General features: G+C 40.8%; 12 protein-coding genes and 1 tRNA gene. 11 read left to right on the top strand and 2 right to left on the bottom strand.

The genetic code is table 11. The features are described from left to right. The first annotated feature begins 303 nt into the window (after positions 1-303). A tRNA-Met gene (locus DCO44_RS05450) sits at positions 304-380 on the top strand. A gap of 116 nt (positions 381-496) precedes the next feature. On the opposite strand, the gene DCO44_RS05445 is transcribed toward DCO44_RS05450, so the two are convergent. Further along, complete coding sequence (locus DCO44_RS05445) at positions 497-2,122, bottom strand: NAD+ synthase (protein WP_116759827.1); 1,626 nt, start codon at positions 2,120-2,122, stop codon at positions 497-499. A 239-nt stretch (positions 2,123-2,361) separates the two neighbouring features. On the opposite strand from DCO44_RS05445, the gene DCO44_RS05440 reads away from it, so the two are divergent. The 4 genes from DCO44_RS05440 to DCO44_RS05425 all read left to right on the top strand — a co-directional run bounded on the left by DCO44_RS05440 (position 2,362) and on the right by DCO44_RS05425 (position 6,478). Continuing rightward, positions 2,362-2,847: a type IV secretion protein Rhs gene (locus DCO44_RS05440; RefSeq protein ID WP_116759825.1), complete on the top strand. Its 486-nt coding sequence runs from the start codon at positions 2,362-2,364 to the stop codon at positions 2,845-2,847. Between the two features lie 195 nt (positions 2,848-3,042). Beyond that, positions 3,043-3,999, top strand: coding sequence for a metal-dependent hydrolase (locus DCO44_RS05435; protein ID WP_116759823.1), 957 nt, complete (start codon positions 3,043-3,045; stop codon positions 3,997-3,999). A gap of 18 nt (positions 4,000-4,017) precedes the next feature. Further along, positions 4,018-4,863 carry an SDR family NAD(P)-dependent oxidoreductase gene (locus DCO44_RS05430; RefSeq protein ID WP_116759821.1) on the top strand — a complete coding sequence of 282 codons (846 nt, stop codon included), beginning with the start codon at positions 4,018-4,020 and terminating at the stop codon, positions 4,861-4,863. A gap of 19 nt (positions 4,864-4,882) precedes the next feature. Next, on the top strand, positions 4,883-6,478 hold the full coding sequence (locus DCO44_RS05425; protein ID WP_116759819.1) for a flavin-containing monooxygenase: 1,596 nt from the start codon (positions 4,883-4,885) through the stop codon (positions 6,476-6,478). Between the two features lie 105 nt (positions 6,479-6,583). On the opposite strand, the gene gltA is transcribed toward DCO44_RS05425, so the two are convergent. Continuing rightward, a complete protein-coding gene (gene gltA, locus DCO44_RS05420) occupies positions 6,584-7,861 on the bottom strand; it encodes a citrate synthase (RefSeq protein ID WP_116759817.1) in 1,278 nt (425 codons plus the stop codon). A gap of 995 nt (positions 7,862-8,856) precedes the next feature. On the opposite strand from gltA, the gene sdhC reads away from it, so the two are divergent. The 6 genes from sdhC (at position 8,857) to odhB (ending at position 17,065) form a co-directional block, all read left to right on the top strand. Beyond that, a complete protein-coding gene (sdhC, locus tag DCO44_RS05415; RefSeq protein WP_026441307.1) occupies positions 8,857-9,255 on the top strand; it encodes a succinate dehydrogenase, cytochrome b556 subunit in 399 nt (132 codons plus the stop codon). Continuing rightward, positions 9,255-9,620 carry a succinate dehydrogenase, hydrophobic membrane anchor protein gene (gene sdhD / locus DCO44_RS05410; RefSeq protein ID WP_004695554.1) on the top strand — a complete coding sequence of 122 codons (366 nt, stop codon included), beginning with the start codon at positions 9,255-9,257 and terminating at the stop codon, positions 9,618-9,620. Before sdhC ends, sdhD begins: the two co-directional genes overlap by 1 nt. Positions 9,621-9,632: 12 nt before the next feature. Continuing rightward, positions 9,633-11,531, top strand: coding sequence for an FAD-binding protein (locus DCO44_RS05405; RefSeq protein WP_116759815.1), 1,899 nt, complete (start codon positions 9,633-9,635; stop codon positions 11,529-11,531). Between the two features lie 14 nt (positions 11,532-11,545). Next, positions 11,546-12,256, top strand: a complete 711-nt coding sequence (locus tag DCO44_RS05400; protein WP_116759813.1) for a succinate dehydrogenase iron-sulfur subunit — start codon at positions 11,546-11,548, stop codon at positions 12,254-12,256. 752 nt (positions 12,257-13,008) lie between these two features. Further along, positions 13,009-15,831, top strand: coding sequence for a 2-oxoglutarate dehydrogenase E1 component (locus tag DCO44_RS05395; protein ID WP_116759928.1), 2,823 nt, complete (start codon positions 13,009-13,011; stop codon positions 15,829-15,831). Between the two features lie 16 nt (positions 15,832-15,847). Then, on the top strand, positions 15,848-17,065 hold the full coding sequence (gene odhB / locus DCO44_RS05390) for a 2-oxoglutarate dehydrogenase complex dihydrolipoyllysine-residue succinyltransferase (RefSeq protein WP_116759810.1): 1,218 nt from the start codon (positions 15,848-15,850) through the stop codon (positions 17,063-17,065). Positions 17,066-17,125 lie beyond the last annotated feature (60 nt).

Raw genomic sequence — 17,125 nt, 5'->3', positions numbered from 1 at the left:
TAGTTCATTTACCAACCTGTATTAAGTTGCTTGTTGTTTCATCCTCTATCCATTTAATGAACTCGATATAGCTTATCCTTGCTCTGTGTATATATTTTCCGGATAGACGATGTTAGTTGAGCGTATAGAAGATCATTAAAAACGGAACCCTGAGTTTGTCGCTTTGATACTAATCTGATGAAAATTATACAAATATGGATGAACTTACGGACTAAATAGATCAACTGTTTAAACTCTGAACATTCATGAATAAAAAGGCTTGACGCATAGACATGAAATTTAGATAATGCGCACACAGTTTACGGCTATGTAGCTCAGTTGGTTAGAGCACCGCACTCATAATGCGGGGGTCACAAGTTCAAGTCTCGTCATAGCCACCATTTTTATAGACCAAGCTCTCAGCTTGGTCTCTTTTTTTGTGCGTGAAAAAAGAGAAAAAATATTGTGTATAAAAAAGCCCAAACTTTAGTTTGGGCTTTTATGTTTCTATTTGCTGTTATAGACCAGCTTTCCAACCATTGATGATTGGGTAACGACGTTCGCGGCTAAAGGCACGTGAGCTAATACGCGGACCAATAGAACCTTGGCGACGTTTATATTCATTAAAGTCGACGAGGCGAATTACTTTTTTCACAACGTCTGCATCAAAGCCTTTGGCAATAATGTCATCTTGGCTCATGTCTTCTTCGATGTAGGCATACAGAATCGCATCGAGGACATCATAAGCAGGTAATGAGTCTTGGTCGGTTTGGTCTGGACGTAGTTCTGCTGAAGGCGGACGAGTAATCACACGTTCTGGAATTACAGGTGTTTCAGAGATACTGTTACGGTATTTCGCCAATTCAAATACAATGGTCTTATACACATCTTTCAGAACAGCAAAACCGCCGACCATATCGCCGTACAGTGTGCAATAGCCGACAGAAAGTTCTGATTTATTGCCTGTAGAAAGGACAAGGTTACCAAATTTATTCGATAAGCCCATCAATAGCGTACCGCGTGTACGTGCTTGTAAATTTTCTTCAGTGGCATCAGCAGGTGCATTACCAAAGAATGGATAAAGCGTTTGCATAAAGCTGTTTACAATTGGATTAATTTCCGCGATACCAAAGGTAATGCCCATATTCTTCGCTTGTGCCGCTGCATCTTCTACACTGATTTGCGACGTATAAGTATAAGGCATCATGACCGCTTGTACTTTGTCAGCACCAATCGCATCTACAGCAATCGCAAGGGTCAATGCTGAGTCAATTCCACCTGAAAGACCTAAAATCACGCCTGGGAAGCCTGAACGGTGAACATAGTCACGCGTTGCCATCACCAAAGCTTGATAAATTTCTGCCATGGTTTCGAGAGTTGGACTGCTTTCAGTAACTTGATAGCTTTGTTGTTCGCCAATATAGTCCGAATAGAGCAATGTTTCTTTAAAACTTGGTGCTTGTACTGCAACAGCGCCGTCTTTGTTAATGACAAAACTGGTGCCGTCAAAGATTAAATCGTCTTGACCACCAACTTGGTTGGCATAAACCAAATTAAGGTTCATTTGTTTCGCAAGAGCAGACATGGTTTCAACACGATGCTGTGGTTTACCCACTTCATATGGTGAAGCATTTAGGACTAAAGCAGTTTCTACATTGAGTTGGGCAAGTTGTTGAACGGTATCCAGTGACCAGATATCTTCACAAATTAGTACACCGAATTTATGTCCGAGGTATTCAAATACCAAGTGCTGATGTCCTTCGTTAAAATAACGTTTTTCATCAAACACGCCATAATTTGGCAAGTTTTGCTTGTTATAAATACCGAGAATCTTACCGTCTTTCATTACTGCGGCAGAGTTATAGCGTTGGCCATCTTCAGTTTGATTGACAAAACCAAAGACTATGACAATGTCTTTCACTTGGCTCAGTTGTTCAAACGCTAGTTGTGTGCGTTTAGACAGGCTTGGACGCAACAGTAAATCTTCGGCTGGGTAACCAATCGTTGCTAATTCAGGGAAGATAATTAAATCTGATTTTTGCGCTTTGGCTTCATTTGCCAATTGTTGCATTTTTTCAGCATTTGCTTCGATATTACCAATATGCGGAGAGAATTGTGCTAGGGCAATTTTAAAACTTTTCATTCCAACTTAATCCTAAAGCTATAGGGATGTGTACGCAGATGACTGAGTTTCTTATCGTTATCGGTTCAGTACTGTGTAATCAACGACAAAATAATGAATAAATAATTTGCGTTGATACTATATACGAATTGCGACAAATGTAGTGTATAAATTCAAAAAAAATTCTTATTTGCATTTAGAAAAACAATTCATAATTGTAGATGGGAAGTTACTTATATTTCACTGAAAAGGTTAAAGATATGTCGCGATATTTATCAACTCTGCTCCATACTATTCGAAGCGTAGGTGTTTTGTCTCGACGCCCTTTGACCGATGGTGAAAAATCATTGGTTCGATGGATTTTTGCAGATACAATTCAGTTGGATCGGGTTCAAATTATTGCGCATAAAGCAGTACTTAAAAATCATGCGATTAGCCCGAATGGATATATTTATTTTCATGCGCAAAATTACTGTCATGACTTTTCAAAGTGTTCACTCAGTTTGCAATCTTGGTTTATCCATGAGATGACGCATGTGTGGCAGTACCAGCAAGGCATTGCTGTGGTACGTAAGGCATTATTTGATCGCCGTTATCACTATGTAATCCAGCAAGGAAAATTGTTTTTAAATTATGGAATAGAGCAGCAGGCGCAAATGGTGCAAGATTATTTTATTAAAAAAACACAAGGACAGGACTGCAATGCTTATGAACAATGCATTCCTTTTTTGGCACCCAAAGCGTGATTTTGTCCCATGTAGATAATTTTGTCAGAAAACTGTCGGACAAGTCTGAGGAAAGGCAGAAATTGCAAATCAAATGACCTGAATTGCTAGTGGCAAGCCACATAGGCTCACTTAGTTTTTTACTGTAGGTGCATGCTTAAGCAGCATGTGCAATACCACAAAGTTGCACTTACAGTAGAAAAATAAGGAATGGTCATGCAATTCATTACACCACTTAAAAATACATTAAATCATGTATTTTCTGGGCCTCGTTTTAATACTTTGAAACAGTCCCCGATGATTCCGATTCGGCACATGCGGTTTGACTTTGACCCCAAAGAAATTGATCCCAAATTTTATCTCAATGCAGAATTGGCGAGTGCCTATTTCGCATCACTTTCCATTTTTTTAACGTTTGGAGAGGACTTGGTGATAGATACAGCGCGTTATCATCGTGAATTGCTTAAAGATCCACTGCTGAAACAGCGCGTGACGGCTTTGATTGGTCAAGAGGCGATTCATTCTAAAATGCATAATGAGTTAAACGATGCATTCCTAGAAGTAGATTATCCAGTGCAGTTGTTTCGCACATGGGCTGGTTGGGCATTTGATTATGGATTTAACCGTTTACCCCAACCCATGAAACTGTCGCTCATGGCAGGTATTGAGCATTTCACTGCTGTATTGGCAGAATATATGATGAAGCATGAGGAAATTTTCTTCCATTCTCGAGATGAAAAGCAGCGCGCCATTTGGATGTGGCATATGCTCGAAGAGTCTGAGCATAAAGACATTGCCTATGATGTATTTCAAGCTTTATCCAATAATTATGCGCTGCGTATTGCAGGCTTTTTCCCTGCGCTTATCACGATTCTTATTTTAATTTCAGTCGCCTCACTCATGGTGCCATTTTACCGAGAACCGAAAAATCTGATTCGTTGGAGCTACTGGAAAGAACTGCCTTACAGTTTAAGCCTAATTTTTGGCTTAAAGGATGGTGTCTATGGCAGCACCATGCAGCATATTTTTGATTATTTACGTCCTGATTTTCATCCCAATGATCATGATATTTCAGCCTATTTAAGCTATTACAAAGAAAAGCTGTTAAACCCTGAACATGGCATTTTAACGCCTTATTTTACGCGTGAATTTACCCCTAGTTTACGTTCATAACAAAGCGGGGATTTTAAAATGACAATTTTTAATAAAAAAAGTAATCCAAGCAAACAAGCTTATGCCGTGGTGACCGGTGCGGGGAGTGGTATTGGGCGGAGTTTTGCACTAGAGCTTGCTCGGCGCGGCGGGGTGGTGGTTTGTGCAGATATTCATCTCAGTGCTGCTGAAGAAACCGTGAGCTTGATTCAAAATCAATATCAAACGGATGCTTTTGCTGTGCAATGTGATGTGGGATGTGCGGCGCAAGTGAAAGCATTGGCAGAGCAAGCTGAACAACTAATGGGGCATGTGACCACCTTAATTATTAACAATGCGGGAGTTGGTTTGGGTGGAAAGTTTGATGAAGTCAGCCTAGACGATTGGCAATGGTGTATGCATGTCAATTTATGGGGTGTGATTCATGGATGTCATTATTTTGTCCCACAATTCAAACAGCAAGGCTTTGGTGCGATTATTAATGTGGCATCGGCTGCGGGTTTTACTGCGGCTCCTGAAATGACGGCATATAACGTCACCAAATCGAGCGTTTTGACATTGTCTGAAACGCTGTCCGCAGAACTCCGAAGTACCAATATCCGCGTCAATGTCCTTTGCCCAACTTTGGTGCCAACCAATATTATGAAAAATAGCCGTTTGCCACAACGTTACTCTGGTTTAGCCAATCATTTACTGATGAATCATGCTTTTATTAATAGCGACCAAGTGGCGGTTAAAACCTTAGATCGGCTTGATGCGAATAAGCTGTATACCATTCCGCAGCCAGATGCCAAGTTGTTTTGGTGGTTAAAACGTGCTGCACCAAGTCTGTATGCAAAGTTACTTGGAATGGGGTATCCATTGTTCCAAAAATATGTGAAATAAAAATAAGATACTGAACATTATGGAGAATATTTTAGTGGAAAATTCAGATCAAAAAATTGAATCCGCCTTAGAAGAAGGTGCTGAATCTATTGGGTTACAGGAAAACTCAACTTCCGTGACTCAACAAAAAAACAAAATACGAACGAAAGCGAAACAAGTGCAGTCAACTCATGTATATGATTGTATTGTAATTGGTGCGGGAATATCTGGTATTGCTGCTGCCTATAAGATGATACAAGCGGGCTATACTGACTTTTTAGTGTTTGAAAAAGCAGATCGCGTCGGTGGAACTTGGCGTGACAACACTTATCCTGGCTGTGGTTGTGACGTGCCATCCGCGTTATATTCTTTTTCGTTTGCACCAAGCCATGCATGGAGTCATCTATTTGCTAAGCAAACGGAAATTTTGGCCTATCTGGAGCAGGTCACAAAGCAATTCAATTTGTATGACAAAATTAAATTTAAGCATGAACTTATATCCGCTCAATGGAATGAAGCACAGCAACAATGGATTTTAGAAACTTCACAAGGTAAATTTCTCGCTAAAACAGTGGTTTTCTCTACTGGACCCATTACAGAACCCTCTGTGCCACAGATTAAAGGAATTGATACCTTTAGCGGTGAAATGTTTCATTCGGCGCGCTGGAAACATGACTGCGATTTAACAGGTAAACGGGTTGCTGTGATTGGTACAGGTGCATCTGCAATTCAGTTTATTCCTCAAATTCAACCTGATGTCAAAGAGTTGATTGTTTTTCAACGTACTGCACCGTGGGTATTACCCAAAGCAGATCTCGCATTGAATGATGCGGCTAAAGGCGTCATTGCCAAATATCCTGTGATTCAACAGTTGTGGCGTAACAGTGTTGCGCAAATTTTAAATGGGATTAACTTTGGATTGCGCCATCCTCAAATATTAGAGCCGATTAATCTGCTGAGCAAACAGCTATTAAAACTGCAAATTCAAGATCAAACATTACGTAAAAATGTGACCCCGAATTTCACAATTGGTTGTAAACGGCTGTTATTCGCCAATGATTATTATCCTGCCTTACAACAAGAAAATGTACAGCTTGTGCCACAGGGTTTGATTGAAATTCAGGGGAATCAATTGATTGCCGCCAATGGTGAACAGTATCAAGTTGATGTGATTATCTGGGGGACAGGCTTTGAAGTTTCACATCCACCTATAGGCAAGCGAGTCTATGATGCGAATGGGCAACTCTTGGCCGAGCGTTGGAAAGATAGTTCTCCAGAGGCATTTTTAGGTGCCAGTTTGGAACATGTTCCGAATGCTTTTTTAGTACTGGGTCCGAATATTCTGGTCTATGACTCATTTATTGGGATTGCGGAAGCGCAACTGGATTACATTATGAGCGGTTTACTGCAAATGCGAGATCAGAACATTAAGCGCATAGAAATTAAGCCAAAAGCACTTCATGAACATAATGTTGCGGTACAAAAACATTTGCAGAAGACGGTTTTTAATCGTGGTGGCTGTAAATCTTATTATCTAGATCAAAATGGACGAAATTTTGCAGCTTGGCCATGGTCACTCAAGCAATTGAAGCAAAAACTGAAAAAATTAGACTTGGCTGATTACAATGTTGGTTAAATTTTAGTTTTTATCTTAAAAATATTCTTATGGCTGTATCTGTATTTAAGCTGAAATAAAAAAACCACCCGAAGGGTGGTTTTTTTAATCATCAATTCTTTCGAATTAACGACCTTGGATGTCACGTTGAACTTCACCAGTGTAAAGCTGACGTGGACGACCAATTTTGTAAGGTCCGCTGTGCATTTCTAACCAGTGGCTGATCCAACCAACAGTACGTGCAAGCGCGAAGATTACAGTAAACATTTCAGTCGGGATACCAATCGCTTTAAGGATGATACCTGAGTAGAAGTCTACGTTAGGGTATAGGTTACGTTTAATGAAGTATTCGTCAGAAAGCGCGATACGTTCAAGTTCCATAGCAAGAGCAAGCTGTGGATCGTTGATGCCTAAAGCACCAAGAACTTCGTCACAAGTTTCTTTCATTACTTTCGCACGTGGATCGAAGTTTTTATAAACTCGGTGACCGAAGCCCATAAGTTTAACTTCTTTAGTTTTCACTTTTTCCATGAAGCCAGCAACGTTTTCTACAGTGCCGATTTCATCAAGCATCTTAAGAACAGCTTCGTTCGCGCCACCGTGAGCAGGTCCCCAAAGTGCAGAGATACCAGCAGCAATACATGCATACGGGTTAGCACCAGTAGAACCAGCCAAACGTACAGTAGATGTAGACGCGTTTTGTTCGTGGTCAGCATGAAGCGTGAAAATACGATCCATTGCTTTTGCAAGAATAGGGTTTACTTTGTAATCACGGTCTGCTGGAGTAGCAAACATCATATGCAAGAAGTTTTCTGCATAGTTTAAGTCATTACGTGGGTAAACAAATGGTTGACCTACAGTGTACTTGTAGCTCCAAGCTGCAAGTGTAGGTACTTTTGCAATTAAGCGAATAGCCGTGATTTCACGGTGGTTAACATCTTCAATGTCTAAACCGTTGTGATAGAACGCAGAAAGTGCACCAACTACACCCACCATGATTGCCATAGGGTGAGCGTCACGACGGAAACCATTAAAGAAACGGCTAACTTGGTCGTGAACCATAGTGTGGTTACGTACTTTAGCGTCAAATTCAGCTTTTTGCTCAGCAGTTGGAAGCTCGCCATTTAATAATAAGTAGCAAGTTTCTAAGTAGTCTGCTTTAGTAGCAAGTTGGTCAATTGGGTAACCGCGGTGTAAAAGTACACCTTTGTTACCGTCAATGAAGGTAATTTTTGATTCGCAAGCTGCTGTTGCCATAAAACCAGGATCAAAAGTAAAGTGACCCGCGGCCAACACATCCTTAACGTCGATTACATCTGGGCCCAATGTGCCGCTGTAAATTGGTAATTCAATTTCTTTGCCATCAAGCTGTAATACGGCTTTTTTGCCAGTTGCTTCAGACATTCAAAGATCTCCTGTCCTGGTGAATGTTTAATCTGACTCGTAGTACTAATCTTCTAATGCGCGAATCAGACGGATCAAAAATTTGCTAGTTAGATTAGAGCGTACTGAAATTTTGTCAATTATACTTATGGATAAAAAAATGACGTCCTCACAGAGGTTTAGTCAAATCCTTCCTTAGAGGAATGAATAAAATCACAGCACCGCCGCGCTATAATATGTCAAAATATTCTTGAGGTGCAGAAAAAAAATAGCACTCCATCTTAATTGTAAATATTTATAAAAATTATAGAGAGGGTGTTTTTAAACAAATAGTGCGAACAAACTGAATCGAAATTCATCTAATTTTCATAACTTACATTCATTTTTGTTTATATTTGATTTCATTTTTGAGTCAAACTTGACATTAAATTCTAATCATAAGGACTGGTTTGATTGATCAAAAAATGACTAATTGAATTTTGATTTTTGGTTGGAAATTAATCTTTTTACGTAATTTTTTGCAATTTTGGGGCAAATTAAAGTCTTAATATTTATACGTGATCTGTATGTTGTTTTGGCTAAGTCGTTATTTAATCACGTTATATCATAAAATTATTGCTCTAAATAAATAGTGAACATTTTGATAGGAAATGCAAGTCTCTCCATATAAAGGAAGAGATTCTCAGATAAGGAAAATATCTTCCTTATCTTTAGTCTAAAAATGCAAAATCACAGAAGACGCTTAAAAAGGGAGGGATTTGATGGATAAGTGATAAAAACCAATAGCATAGCAATAAGTTTGAGCTAAATTATTGGTTTTTATAGAATGTTGTTTTTGTTAATGATTCTTATTTAAGAGTTTTTTGTTAAAAAACCAGTCTTTGATTGTTTGTATTTTGACTTTTCGCGTTTTATAATTCAGTGTCGTTTTAAGTTTAGGCATTTACTTGCCTGACAATGCCAGCTTTCCTTCGAATTAATTCCAACAAACTCCGGATGGAGTTTTTACTTACAGGATGCCCGCTGTGAAAAGCAACAGACCTGTCAATTTGTCCATGGGTCAAGTTTTAGAAGTAAACTTAAAATCCCCTGTGGCTATTGCATCAATTTTACACCGTCTATCTGGTGTTATCGTATTTTTACTCGTACCGGTACTTTTATGGATTTTAGACAAATCATTGTCTTCTCCTGAAGGTTTTGCGCAAGTGCAAGCTATTTTTAATAGCTTCATCGTGCGTTTTATCGTATGGGTATTTGTAGCCGGCTTAATTTTCCACTTTATTGCGGGGGTTAAGCATTTACTTGCGGATCTAGGTATTGCTGAAGAACTGCAAAGTGGTCGTGTCGCAGCTACTATTTCATTGATCTTGTCTGCAATAGGTATCATTGCGGCATTTGTATGGATTGTTATCTAATGAAAAGTGCTACTGGTTTAACGGGTTCAGGTTCTCGTGATTGGTTTATCCAACGCGTAAGTGCTGTCGTATTAGCAGTTTATACTGTTGTTGTTTTAGGTTGGATCCTATGCAATGGCGGTTTTAGCTACGAACAGTGGTACGGCTTTATGATGACAGCTCCAATGAAGATCTTATCTTTATTAGCAGTCTTATCTCTTGTTGCACATGCATGGATTGGTATGTGGCAAGTATTCACGGATTATGTGACTACTCGTCAAATGGGGCCTTCAGCTTCAGGTTTACGCCTTGTACTAACTTCAGCAGTAATTATTGCTGTATTTGCATATGCGATCTGGGCAATCCAGATTTTTTGGGCGAATTGATAGGAAGAGATCATGGGCGCTATAACCCCTAAAGAAGATTACACAAATATTCCACACGAAACTTTCGATGCTGTCATCGTTGGTGGTGGTGGTTCAGGTATGCGCGCATCTTACCAACTTGCTCAAGCTGGTTTAAAAGTTGCGGTTCTGACTAAAGTATTCCCAACACGTTCACATACAGTTGCAGCGCAGGGTGGTATTGGTGCATCTCTTGGTAACATGCAAGAAGATAACTGGCACTACCACTTCTATGACACTGTAAAAGGTTCAGACTGGTTGGGCGACCAAGACGCGATCGAATTTATGACGCGTGAAGCACCACAAGTTGTTTATGAATTAGAACACTTGGGTATGCCATTTGACCGTAATGCTGATGGTACAATTTACCAGCGTCCATTCGGTGGTCACTCTGCAAACTACGGTGAAAAAGCTGTTCCACGTGCTTGTGCTGCTGCTGACCGTACAGGTCACGCGCTTCTTCACACGCTTTATCAAAGCAACGTGAAAATGGGTACTCAATTCTTTGTTGAATGGATTGCACTTGATCTTATCCGTAATGAAGCGGGTGATGTACTCGGTGTAACTGCATACGACCAAGAAACGGGTAAAATTGCGGTATTCCAAGCTAAAGCGACATTGTTTGCTACAGGTGGTGCGGGTCGTGTTTACCGTGCATCTACTAATGCATATATCAACACTGGTGACGGTCTTGGTATGGCGGCTCGTGCAGGTATTCCATTACAAGATATGGAATTCTGGCAATTCCACCCTACGGGTGTTGCGGGCGCAGGCGTATTGTTGACCGAAGGCTGTCGTGGTGAAGGTGCGATCCTTCGTAACGATGCGGGTGAGCCGTTCATGGAACGTTATGCACCAACTTTAAAAGACTTGGCGCCACGTGACTTCGTATCACGTTCTATGGACCAAGAAATTAAAGAAGGTCGTGGTTGTGGTCCGAAGAAAGACTACATCTTGCTTGATATGACGCACTTGGGTGCTGAAACAATCATGAAGCGTCTTCCATCTGTATTTGAGATTGGTAAGAAATTCGCGAACGTTGACATCACTAAAGAACCAATTCCTGTAGTGCCGACAATCCATTACCAAATGGGTGGTATTCCTACAAACATTCATGGTCAAGTTGTTGTGCCAGAAAGCCGTGAAACTTCACCGCTTGAAGCGAACTACAACAAAGAAACTGATGTTTATTCTACCAATGCGGGTGAGCGTAACTTTACGAAACCTGTTAAAGGCTTCTATGCAATTGGTGAGTGTTCTTGTGTATCTGTACATGGTGCAAACCGTTTAGGTACGAACTCGCTTCTTGACTTGGTTGTATTTGGTAAGGCTGCGGGTGAACACATCATCGATTACGTGACTAAACACCACGGTGATGAATACCAACCACTTCCTACAACTGTACTTGAGCAAACTGTTGCGCGTATCCGTAAATTGGATGAGTCAACAACAGGTGAAAATGCGCAAGAAGTTGCCGATGCAATTCGAGACATCGTACAAGACCATGCTGGTGTATTCCGTACAGAAGCGTTGCTTGACAAAGGCGTGAAAGAAATTCTTGCGATTGAATCACGTGTTCGTAACATTCATTTGAAAGACAAATCTAAGGTATTCAACACGGCACGTATTGAAGCTCTAGAGGTTGAAAACTTGTATGAAGTTGCTAAAGCGACCTTGATTTCTGCTGCTGCACGTAAAGAATGCCGTGGTGCACATACAGTTGTAGATTTTGAAGAATCTCCTGATCATCCAGAATACCCTTACGGTCGTCGTGATGATGAGTGGATGAAGCACACATTATGGTTCTCTAGCGATAACCATCTTGAATACAAGCCGGTACGTTACAAGCCACTATCTGTAGCTGCAATTCCACCTAAACCACGTACATTCTAATTGGGAGAAGTAAGATGAGTAGAGGTACTCGTACATTTAATATCTACCGCTACGATCCTGATAAGGATGCAGCACCGTACATGCAAACTTTTAAGCTTGAGTTGACTGATAAGCACCGTATGTTGCTTGATGCGCTTCTTGCATTGAAAGTACAAGATGAAACTTTAACGTTCCGTCGTTCATGTCGTGAAGGTATTTGTGGTTCAGATGGTGTGAACATTAATGGTAAAAATGGTTTAGCGTGTCTTTGGAACCTAAACGACTTGCCAGAAGTGATTACTGTTCGTCCTTTACCAGGTTTGCCAGTGGTTAAAGATTTAGTTGTGGATATGAATCAGTTCTACGATCAGTACAACAAAATTCATCCATTCTTGATCAATAATCAACCTGCGCCACCAAAAGAGCGTTTACAGGCTCCTGAAGAGCGTGAACACTTAGATGGTTTATACGAATGTATTCTTTGTGCATGTTGTTCAACTTCATGCCCATCGTTCTGGTGGAACCCTGATAAATTCTTGGGTCCTTCAGCGTTATTGAATGCGTACCGTTTCATCATCGATTCACGTGATACAGCAACTCAAGAGCGTTTGGCTCGTCTTGACGATCCATTCTCATTGTTCCGTTGTAAAGGCATCATGAACTGTGTATCAGTATGTCCTAAAGGTTTGAACCCAACTAAAGCAATCGGTCATATCCGCAACATGCTTTTAGATATGGCAGGCTAATCTTTAGAGATTAAAAAATGATTAAAAAAAGCACACTTAAGAGTGTGCTTTTTTTATGAAACCTGAAAATTATCGTGCGTAATACTGTTTTGCTGGAAAGGAATGAGAACATAAATATAATTTGTGCAATTCATGTAAAAACAGATGGATTATTTATGCTGAAAAAGCGTTTGTCGCGTAGAATAAATGCTATTATATAACGTTAGAAAAGGGCAGTTTGTAAGAAGATGCTCTTTTTTATTATTTGCTAAATTTAAATAGGACTTTGGTCTAGATTTATTGTCAATTGATGATAAATCACCGTAGTTTACAGCATAAAGTATTATGTGTATTTCGCTGATTTATGAATGGTATGTGTCAAAAAAATCAATTGGTGAAAGAGGAACATGTTACGATTTGATACATCGTTATATTGAAAAAAACTGTGGTTAATTAATGCACATTTTTTGATATAAATTGGGTGCTTACATACTTTCTAAGTGGTTTTAGAAAAGCTAAATCAAGAATTTATCTTTTCTAAAACGATTTTGCAAAAAATTGCTCGGTTTCGGTCGAGTATATATGGATGAGTGATGATGCCATTGAGGGTGTTGTTGTTCATTTTTCACATCAGGTTACTCCTAATGTGGTGATAACGCCCTAAGGCTGATGTCTGCTAGGGACTAATGTCATGTTACCAATTTGACATTATCAATCATGGGGTTGCTTAAAAGGCACCTGAAATATTTTTGCAATAGGAAATGGGTCCACAAATGCAAGAAGTTGCTGACGCTCTGCGTCTTGACACTGAACTTTCCGCTGATAGTGCAGCGTATATTGAAGAACTTTATGAGCAGTATTTGACGTCACCTGAATCAGTTGGTGCTGATTGGCGTGTATACTTCGATAAATTCCCGAAAGGTGATCAACCACACAGCAATGTACGTGAGCAATTCCTCTTATTAGGCCGCAATTCAAGCCGTGTTCAGGCAGTGGTTCAAAGCACAGTTAGTACTGAACATGAGCGTCGTCAAATTGGCGTATTACAACTTATTGCAGCGTATCGTAACCGAGGTCATCAGAAAGCGAAGCTTGATCCACTAGGTTTGGCAAAACGTGAAATCGTGCCAGATCTTGATCTTGCTGCACATGGCTTAACTCAATCGGATTTAGATACTGTATTCAATACAGGTAATCTTTTGATTGGTAAAGACGAAGCGACTTTAGGTGAAATGGTTCAAGCCATGGAAGCAACCTACTGTGCTTCGATTGGTGCAGAATACATGCACATTGTTGATACCAAAGAAAAACGTTGGATTCAACAACGCCTTGAAGGTGCACGTGGGCAATTTAACTTCACAGCAGACCAGAAAAAACACGTATTAGAGCGTTTAACTGCGGCTGAAGGCCTAGAAAAATTCTTAGGTAATAAATACGTCGGTGCAAAACGTTTTGGTGTTGAAGGTGGTGAATCTTTCATTCCAATGGTTGATGCTTTGATTCAACGTGCAGGTTCTGTAGGTTGTAAAGAAGTGGTCATTGGTATGCCACACCGTGGTCGTTTGAACCTTCTTGTGAACATCATGGGTAAAAACCCAGCAGACCTATTTGGTGAGTTCGAAGGTAAGAGCTTACATAAAAAAGGTTCTGGTGACGTTAAATACCACCAAGGTTTCTCTTCGAATGTCATGACTCAAGGTGGTGAAGTTCACTTGGCATTGGCATTTAACCCATCGCACTTAGAAATCGTTGGACCAGTCGTAGAAGGTTCGGTACGTGCACGTCAAGTACGTCGTAAAGACATCGGCGGTGACGATGTATTGCCAGTGATTGTGCATGGTGATGCTGCATTTGCAGGTCAAGGTGTTAACCAAGAAACCTTCCAAATGTCACAAACTCGTGGCTATACAGTTGGTGGTACGGTTCACATTGTTGTGAATAACCAAGTAGGTTTCACAACTTCTGATCCACGTGATGCGCGTTCTACAGAATACTGTACGGACATCGCGAAAATGATCCAAGCACCGATTTTCCATGTGAACGGTGATGATCCTGAGTCAGTATTGTTTGTTGCTCAATTGGCGCATGATTTCCGTCATACATTCCGTAAAGATGTTGTAATTGACATGTTCTGTTACCGTCGTCGTGGTCATAACGAAGCGGATGAGCCAGCTGCAACACAGCCAATGATGTATCAAGTCATCAACAAAAAAACCACGACTCGTGCATTGTATGCAGACCAATTGGTTCAGCAAAATGTGTTAGATCGTGCTGCTGCCGACCAAATGGTAGAAGATTATCGTTCTGATTTAGAAGCAGGTAAGCACGTTGCAAATGCCTTGGTATTAGAGCCAAATACAAAAATGTTTGTAGATTGGACGCCATACTTAGGTCATGAATACACAGACATTTGGGATACAACCTTCTCTGAAGATCGTTTAAAAGAACTCGGTCGCAAAATGCGTGAGCTTCCAGAAGGCTTTGTAATGCAGCGTCAGGTTGCAAAAGTGATTGATGATCGCTTGAAAATGCAAACTGGTGAAATGCCATTAAACTGGGGTGCAGCTGAAACTTTGGCTTATGCATCTATTTTAGATGATGGTTATTTGGTTCGTTTAACAGGTGAAGACGTAGGTCGTGGTACTTTCTCGCACCGTCATGCAAAACTGCATAACCAAGTGGATGGTTCAACTTATATTCCACTGTGCCATATCAAAGAAAACCAACCACGTACTGCAATTTACGACTCATTATTGTCGGAAATGGCGGTGTTAGGTTTTGAGTATGGTTATGCAACCACACTTCCTAAGAGCTTGGTCATTTGGGAAGCACAATTTGGTGACTTCGCAAACTGTGCACAGGTTGTGATCGATCAGTTCATCGCATCAGGTGAAACTAAGTGGGAGCGTGTGTGTGGTTTAACCTTACTTCTTCCGCACGGTTTTGAAGGTCAAGGTCCAGAGCACTCATCTGCACGTTTAGAGCGTTTCTTACAGCTATGTGCTGAAGACAACATGCAAGTGATGACACCGACTACACCAGCGCAGATTTTCCATGCTTTACGTCGTCAAGCGATTCGCCCAATTCGTAAGCCAATGATCATCATGTCGCCGAAGTCTTTACTTCGCCACAAACTTGCAACGTCTACTTTAAGTGAACTTGCAAACGGTACATTCCAAACAGTGATTGATGAGATCGATAACATCAACAAAGCAGACGTAACACGTTTAGTGCTTTGTGGTGGTAAGGTTTACTACGACTTGCTTGAGAAACGTCGTGAGCAAGAGTTGAATAACACTGCAATCGTTCGTATTGAACAATTGTATCCATACCCTGAACAACGTATTGCTGAAGTTCTTGCTCAATATCCAAATGTGAAAGACATTGTTTGGACGCAAGAAGAGCCGAAGAACCAAGGCGCTTGGTTATTTATTGCTCCTCGTTTATATGATGATGTAATGAAGTCGGCTAAACCAGTACGTATCAGTTATGCAGGTCGTGAAGCTTCTGCTGCACCGGCTTGTGGTTCACCATATTTGCATGCAAAACAACAAGCTCAGCTCGTAAATGACGCTTTAGCGATCGTAGCTGAATAACAGGAGATTCTAAGTAATGGCAACCGAAATTAAAGCACCGGTATTCCCAGAGTCAGTTGCAGACGGTACGATTGCAACTTGGCACAAACAACCAGGTGAAGCAGTATCACGTGATGAAGTGATCTGTGATATTGAAACAGACAAAGTTGTTTTAGAAGTCGTTGCTCCTGCTGACGGTACAATCGTTACAATCATTAAAGGTGAAGGCGACACAGTTCTTTCTGCTGAAGTAATTGCTCAGTTTGAAGAAGGTGTAGTTTCTGGTGCTGCTGCAACAGAAGCAGTTCAAGGTGAAGCGAAAGTTGAACAAGCTGCTGCAAATACTCAAGCGGGTGCTGCACCAGTAGTTGAACGTGCTCAACAAGTTCAAGATCAAGCTCCTGCTGTGCGTAAAGCATTAACAGAAACTGGTATTGCTGCGGCTGACGTTGCAGGTACAGGTCGTGGTGGCCGTATTACTAAAGAAGATGTTTCAAATCACCAAACTAAACCAGCCATTCCTGCTGCTGCACCTTTAAGCGTAGCGGTTGGTGAGCGTATTGAAAAACGTGTTCCGATGACACGTCTTCGTAAGCGTGTAGCTGAACGTCTGCTTGCGGCAACTCAAGAAACAGCAATGTTGACGACGTTTAACGAAGTAAACATGAAGCCGATCATGGAAATGCGTGCACAATATAAAGACGCATTTGAGAAGCGTCATGGTGCGCGTCTTGGCTTTATGTCTTTCTTTGTTAAAGCTGCAACTGAAGCGCTTAAACGCTACCCAGCGGTTAATGCTTCAATTGATGGTGATGACATTGTTTACCACGGTTACTACGACATCGGTGTAGCGGTCTCTTCTGAGCGTGGTCTAGTTGTGCCTGTGCTTCGTAACACAGATCGTATGAACTATGCTGAAGTTGAAAATGGTATTCGTGATTTTGCTTACAAAGCACGTGATGGCAAATTAGGCATCGAAGACATGACTGGCGGTACGTTCACAATCACGAACGGTGGTACTTTCGGTTCATTGTTATCGACTCCGATCTTGAATACACCACAAACTGCGATTTTGGGTATGCACAAAATCCAAGAGCGTCCAATGGCTGTAAATGGTCAAGTAGAAATCTTGCCAATGATGTATTTAGCGCTTTCTTATGACCATCGTTTAATTGATGGTAAAGAAGCTGTAGGTTTCTTGGTAACAATCAAAGAATTGTTAGAAGAACCAGCTAAATTGATCCTTGACCTTTAATCGATAGAATAAAAATAACAGGCTTAGAGCGATCCTTTAAGCCTGTATTTGGAGATAAAC

Source organism: Acinetobacter sp. AM (assembly GCF_003105055.1).
Taxonomy (GTDB): Bacteria; Pseudomonadota; Gammaproteobacteria; order Pseudomonadales; family Moraxellaceae; genus Acinetobacter; species Acinetobacter tibetensis.
This window is presented reverse-complemented; position numbering and strand designations above follow the sequence as displayed.

What these genes read in the sequence shown, in the direction of transcription:
- DCO44_RS05445 (WP_116759827.1), bottom strand. Translation starts at nt 2,122, where the DNA reads ATGAAAAGTTTTAAAATTGCCCTAGCACAATTCTCTCCGCATATTGGT.
- DCO44_RS05440 (WP_116759825.1), top strand. Translation starts at nt 2,362, where the DNA reads ATGTCGCGATATTTATCAACTCTGCTCCATACTATTCGAAGCGTAGGT.
- DCO44_RS05435 (WP_116759823.1), top strand. Translation starts at nt 3,043, where the DNA reads ATGCAATTCATTACACCACTTAAAAATACATTAAATCATGTATTTTCT.
- DCO44_RS05430 (WP_116759821.1), top strand. Translation starts at nt 4,018, where the DNA reads ATGACAATTTTTAATAAAAAAAGTAATCCAAGCAAACAAGCTTATGCC.
- DCO44_RS05425 (WP_116759819.1), top strand. Translation starts at nt 4,883, where the DNA reads ATGGAGAATATTTTAGTGGAAAATTCAGATCAAAAAATTGAATCCGCC.
- gltA (WP_116759817.1), bottom strand. Translation starts at nt 7,861, where the DNA reads ATGTCTGAAGCAACTGGCAAAAAAGCCGTATTACAGCTTGATGGCAAA.
- sdhC (WP_026441307.1), top strand. Translation starts at nt 8,857, where the DNA reads ATGCCCGCTGTGAAAAGCAACAGACCTGTCAATTTGTCCATGGGTCAA.
- sdhD (WP_004695554.1), top strand. Translation starts at nt 9,255, where the DNA reads ATGAAAAGTGCTACTGGTTTAACGGGTTCAGGTTCTCGTGATTGGTTT.
- DCO44_RS05405 (WP_116759815.1), top strand. Translation starts at nt 9,633, where the DNA reads ATGGGCGCTATAACCCCTAAAGAAGATTACACAAATATTCCACACGAA.
- DCO44_RS05400 (WP_116759813.1), top strand. Translation starts at nt 11,546, where the DNA reads ATGAGTAGAGGTACTCGTACATTTAATATCTACCGCTACGATCCTGAT.
- DCO44_RS05395 (WP_116759928.1), top strand. Translation starts at nt 13,009, where the DNA reads ATGCAAGAAGTTGCTGACGCTCTGCGTCTTGACACTGAACTTTCCGCT.
- odhB (WP_116759810.1), top strand. Translation starts at nt 15,848, where the DNA reads ATGGCAACCGAAATTAAAGCACCGGTATTCCCAGAGTCAGTTGCAGAC.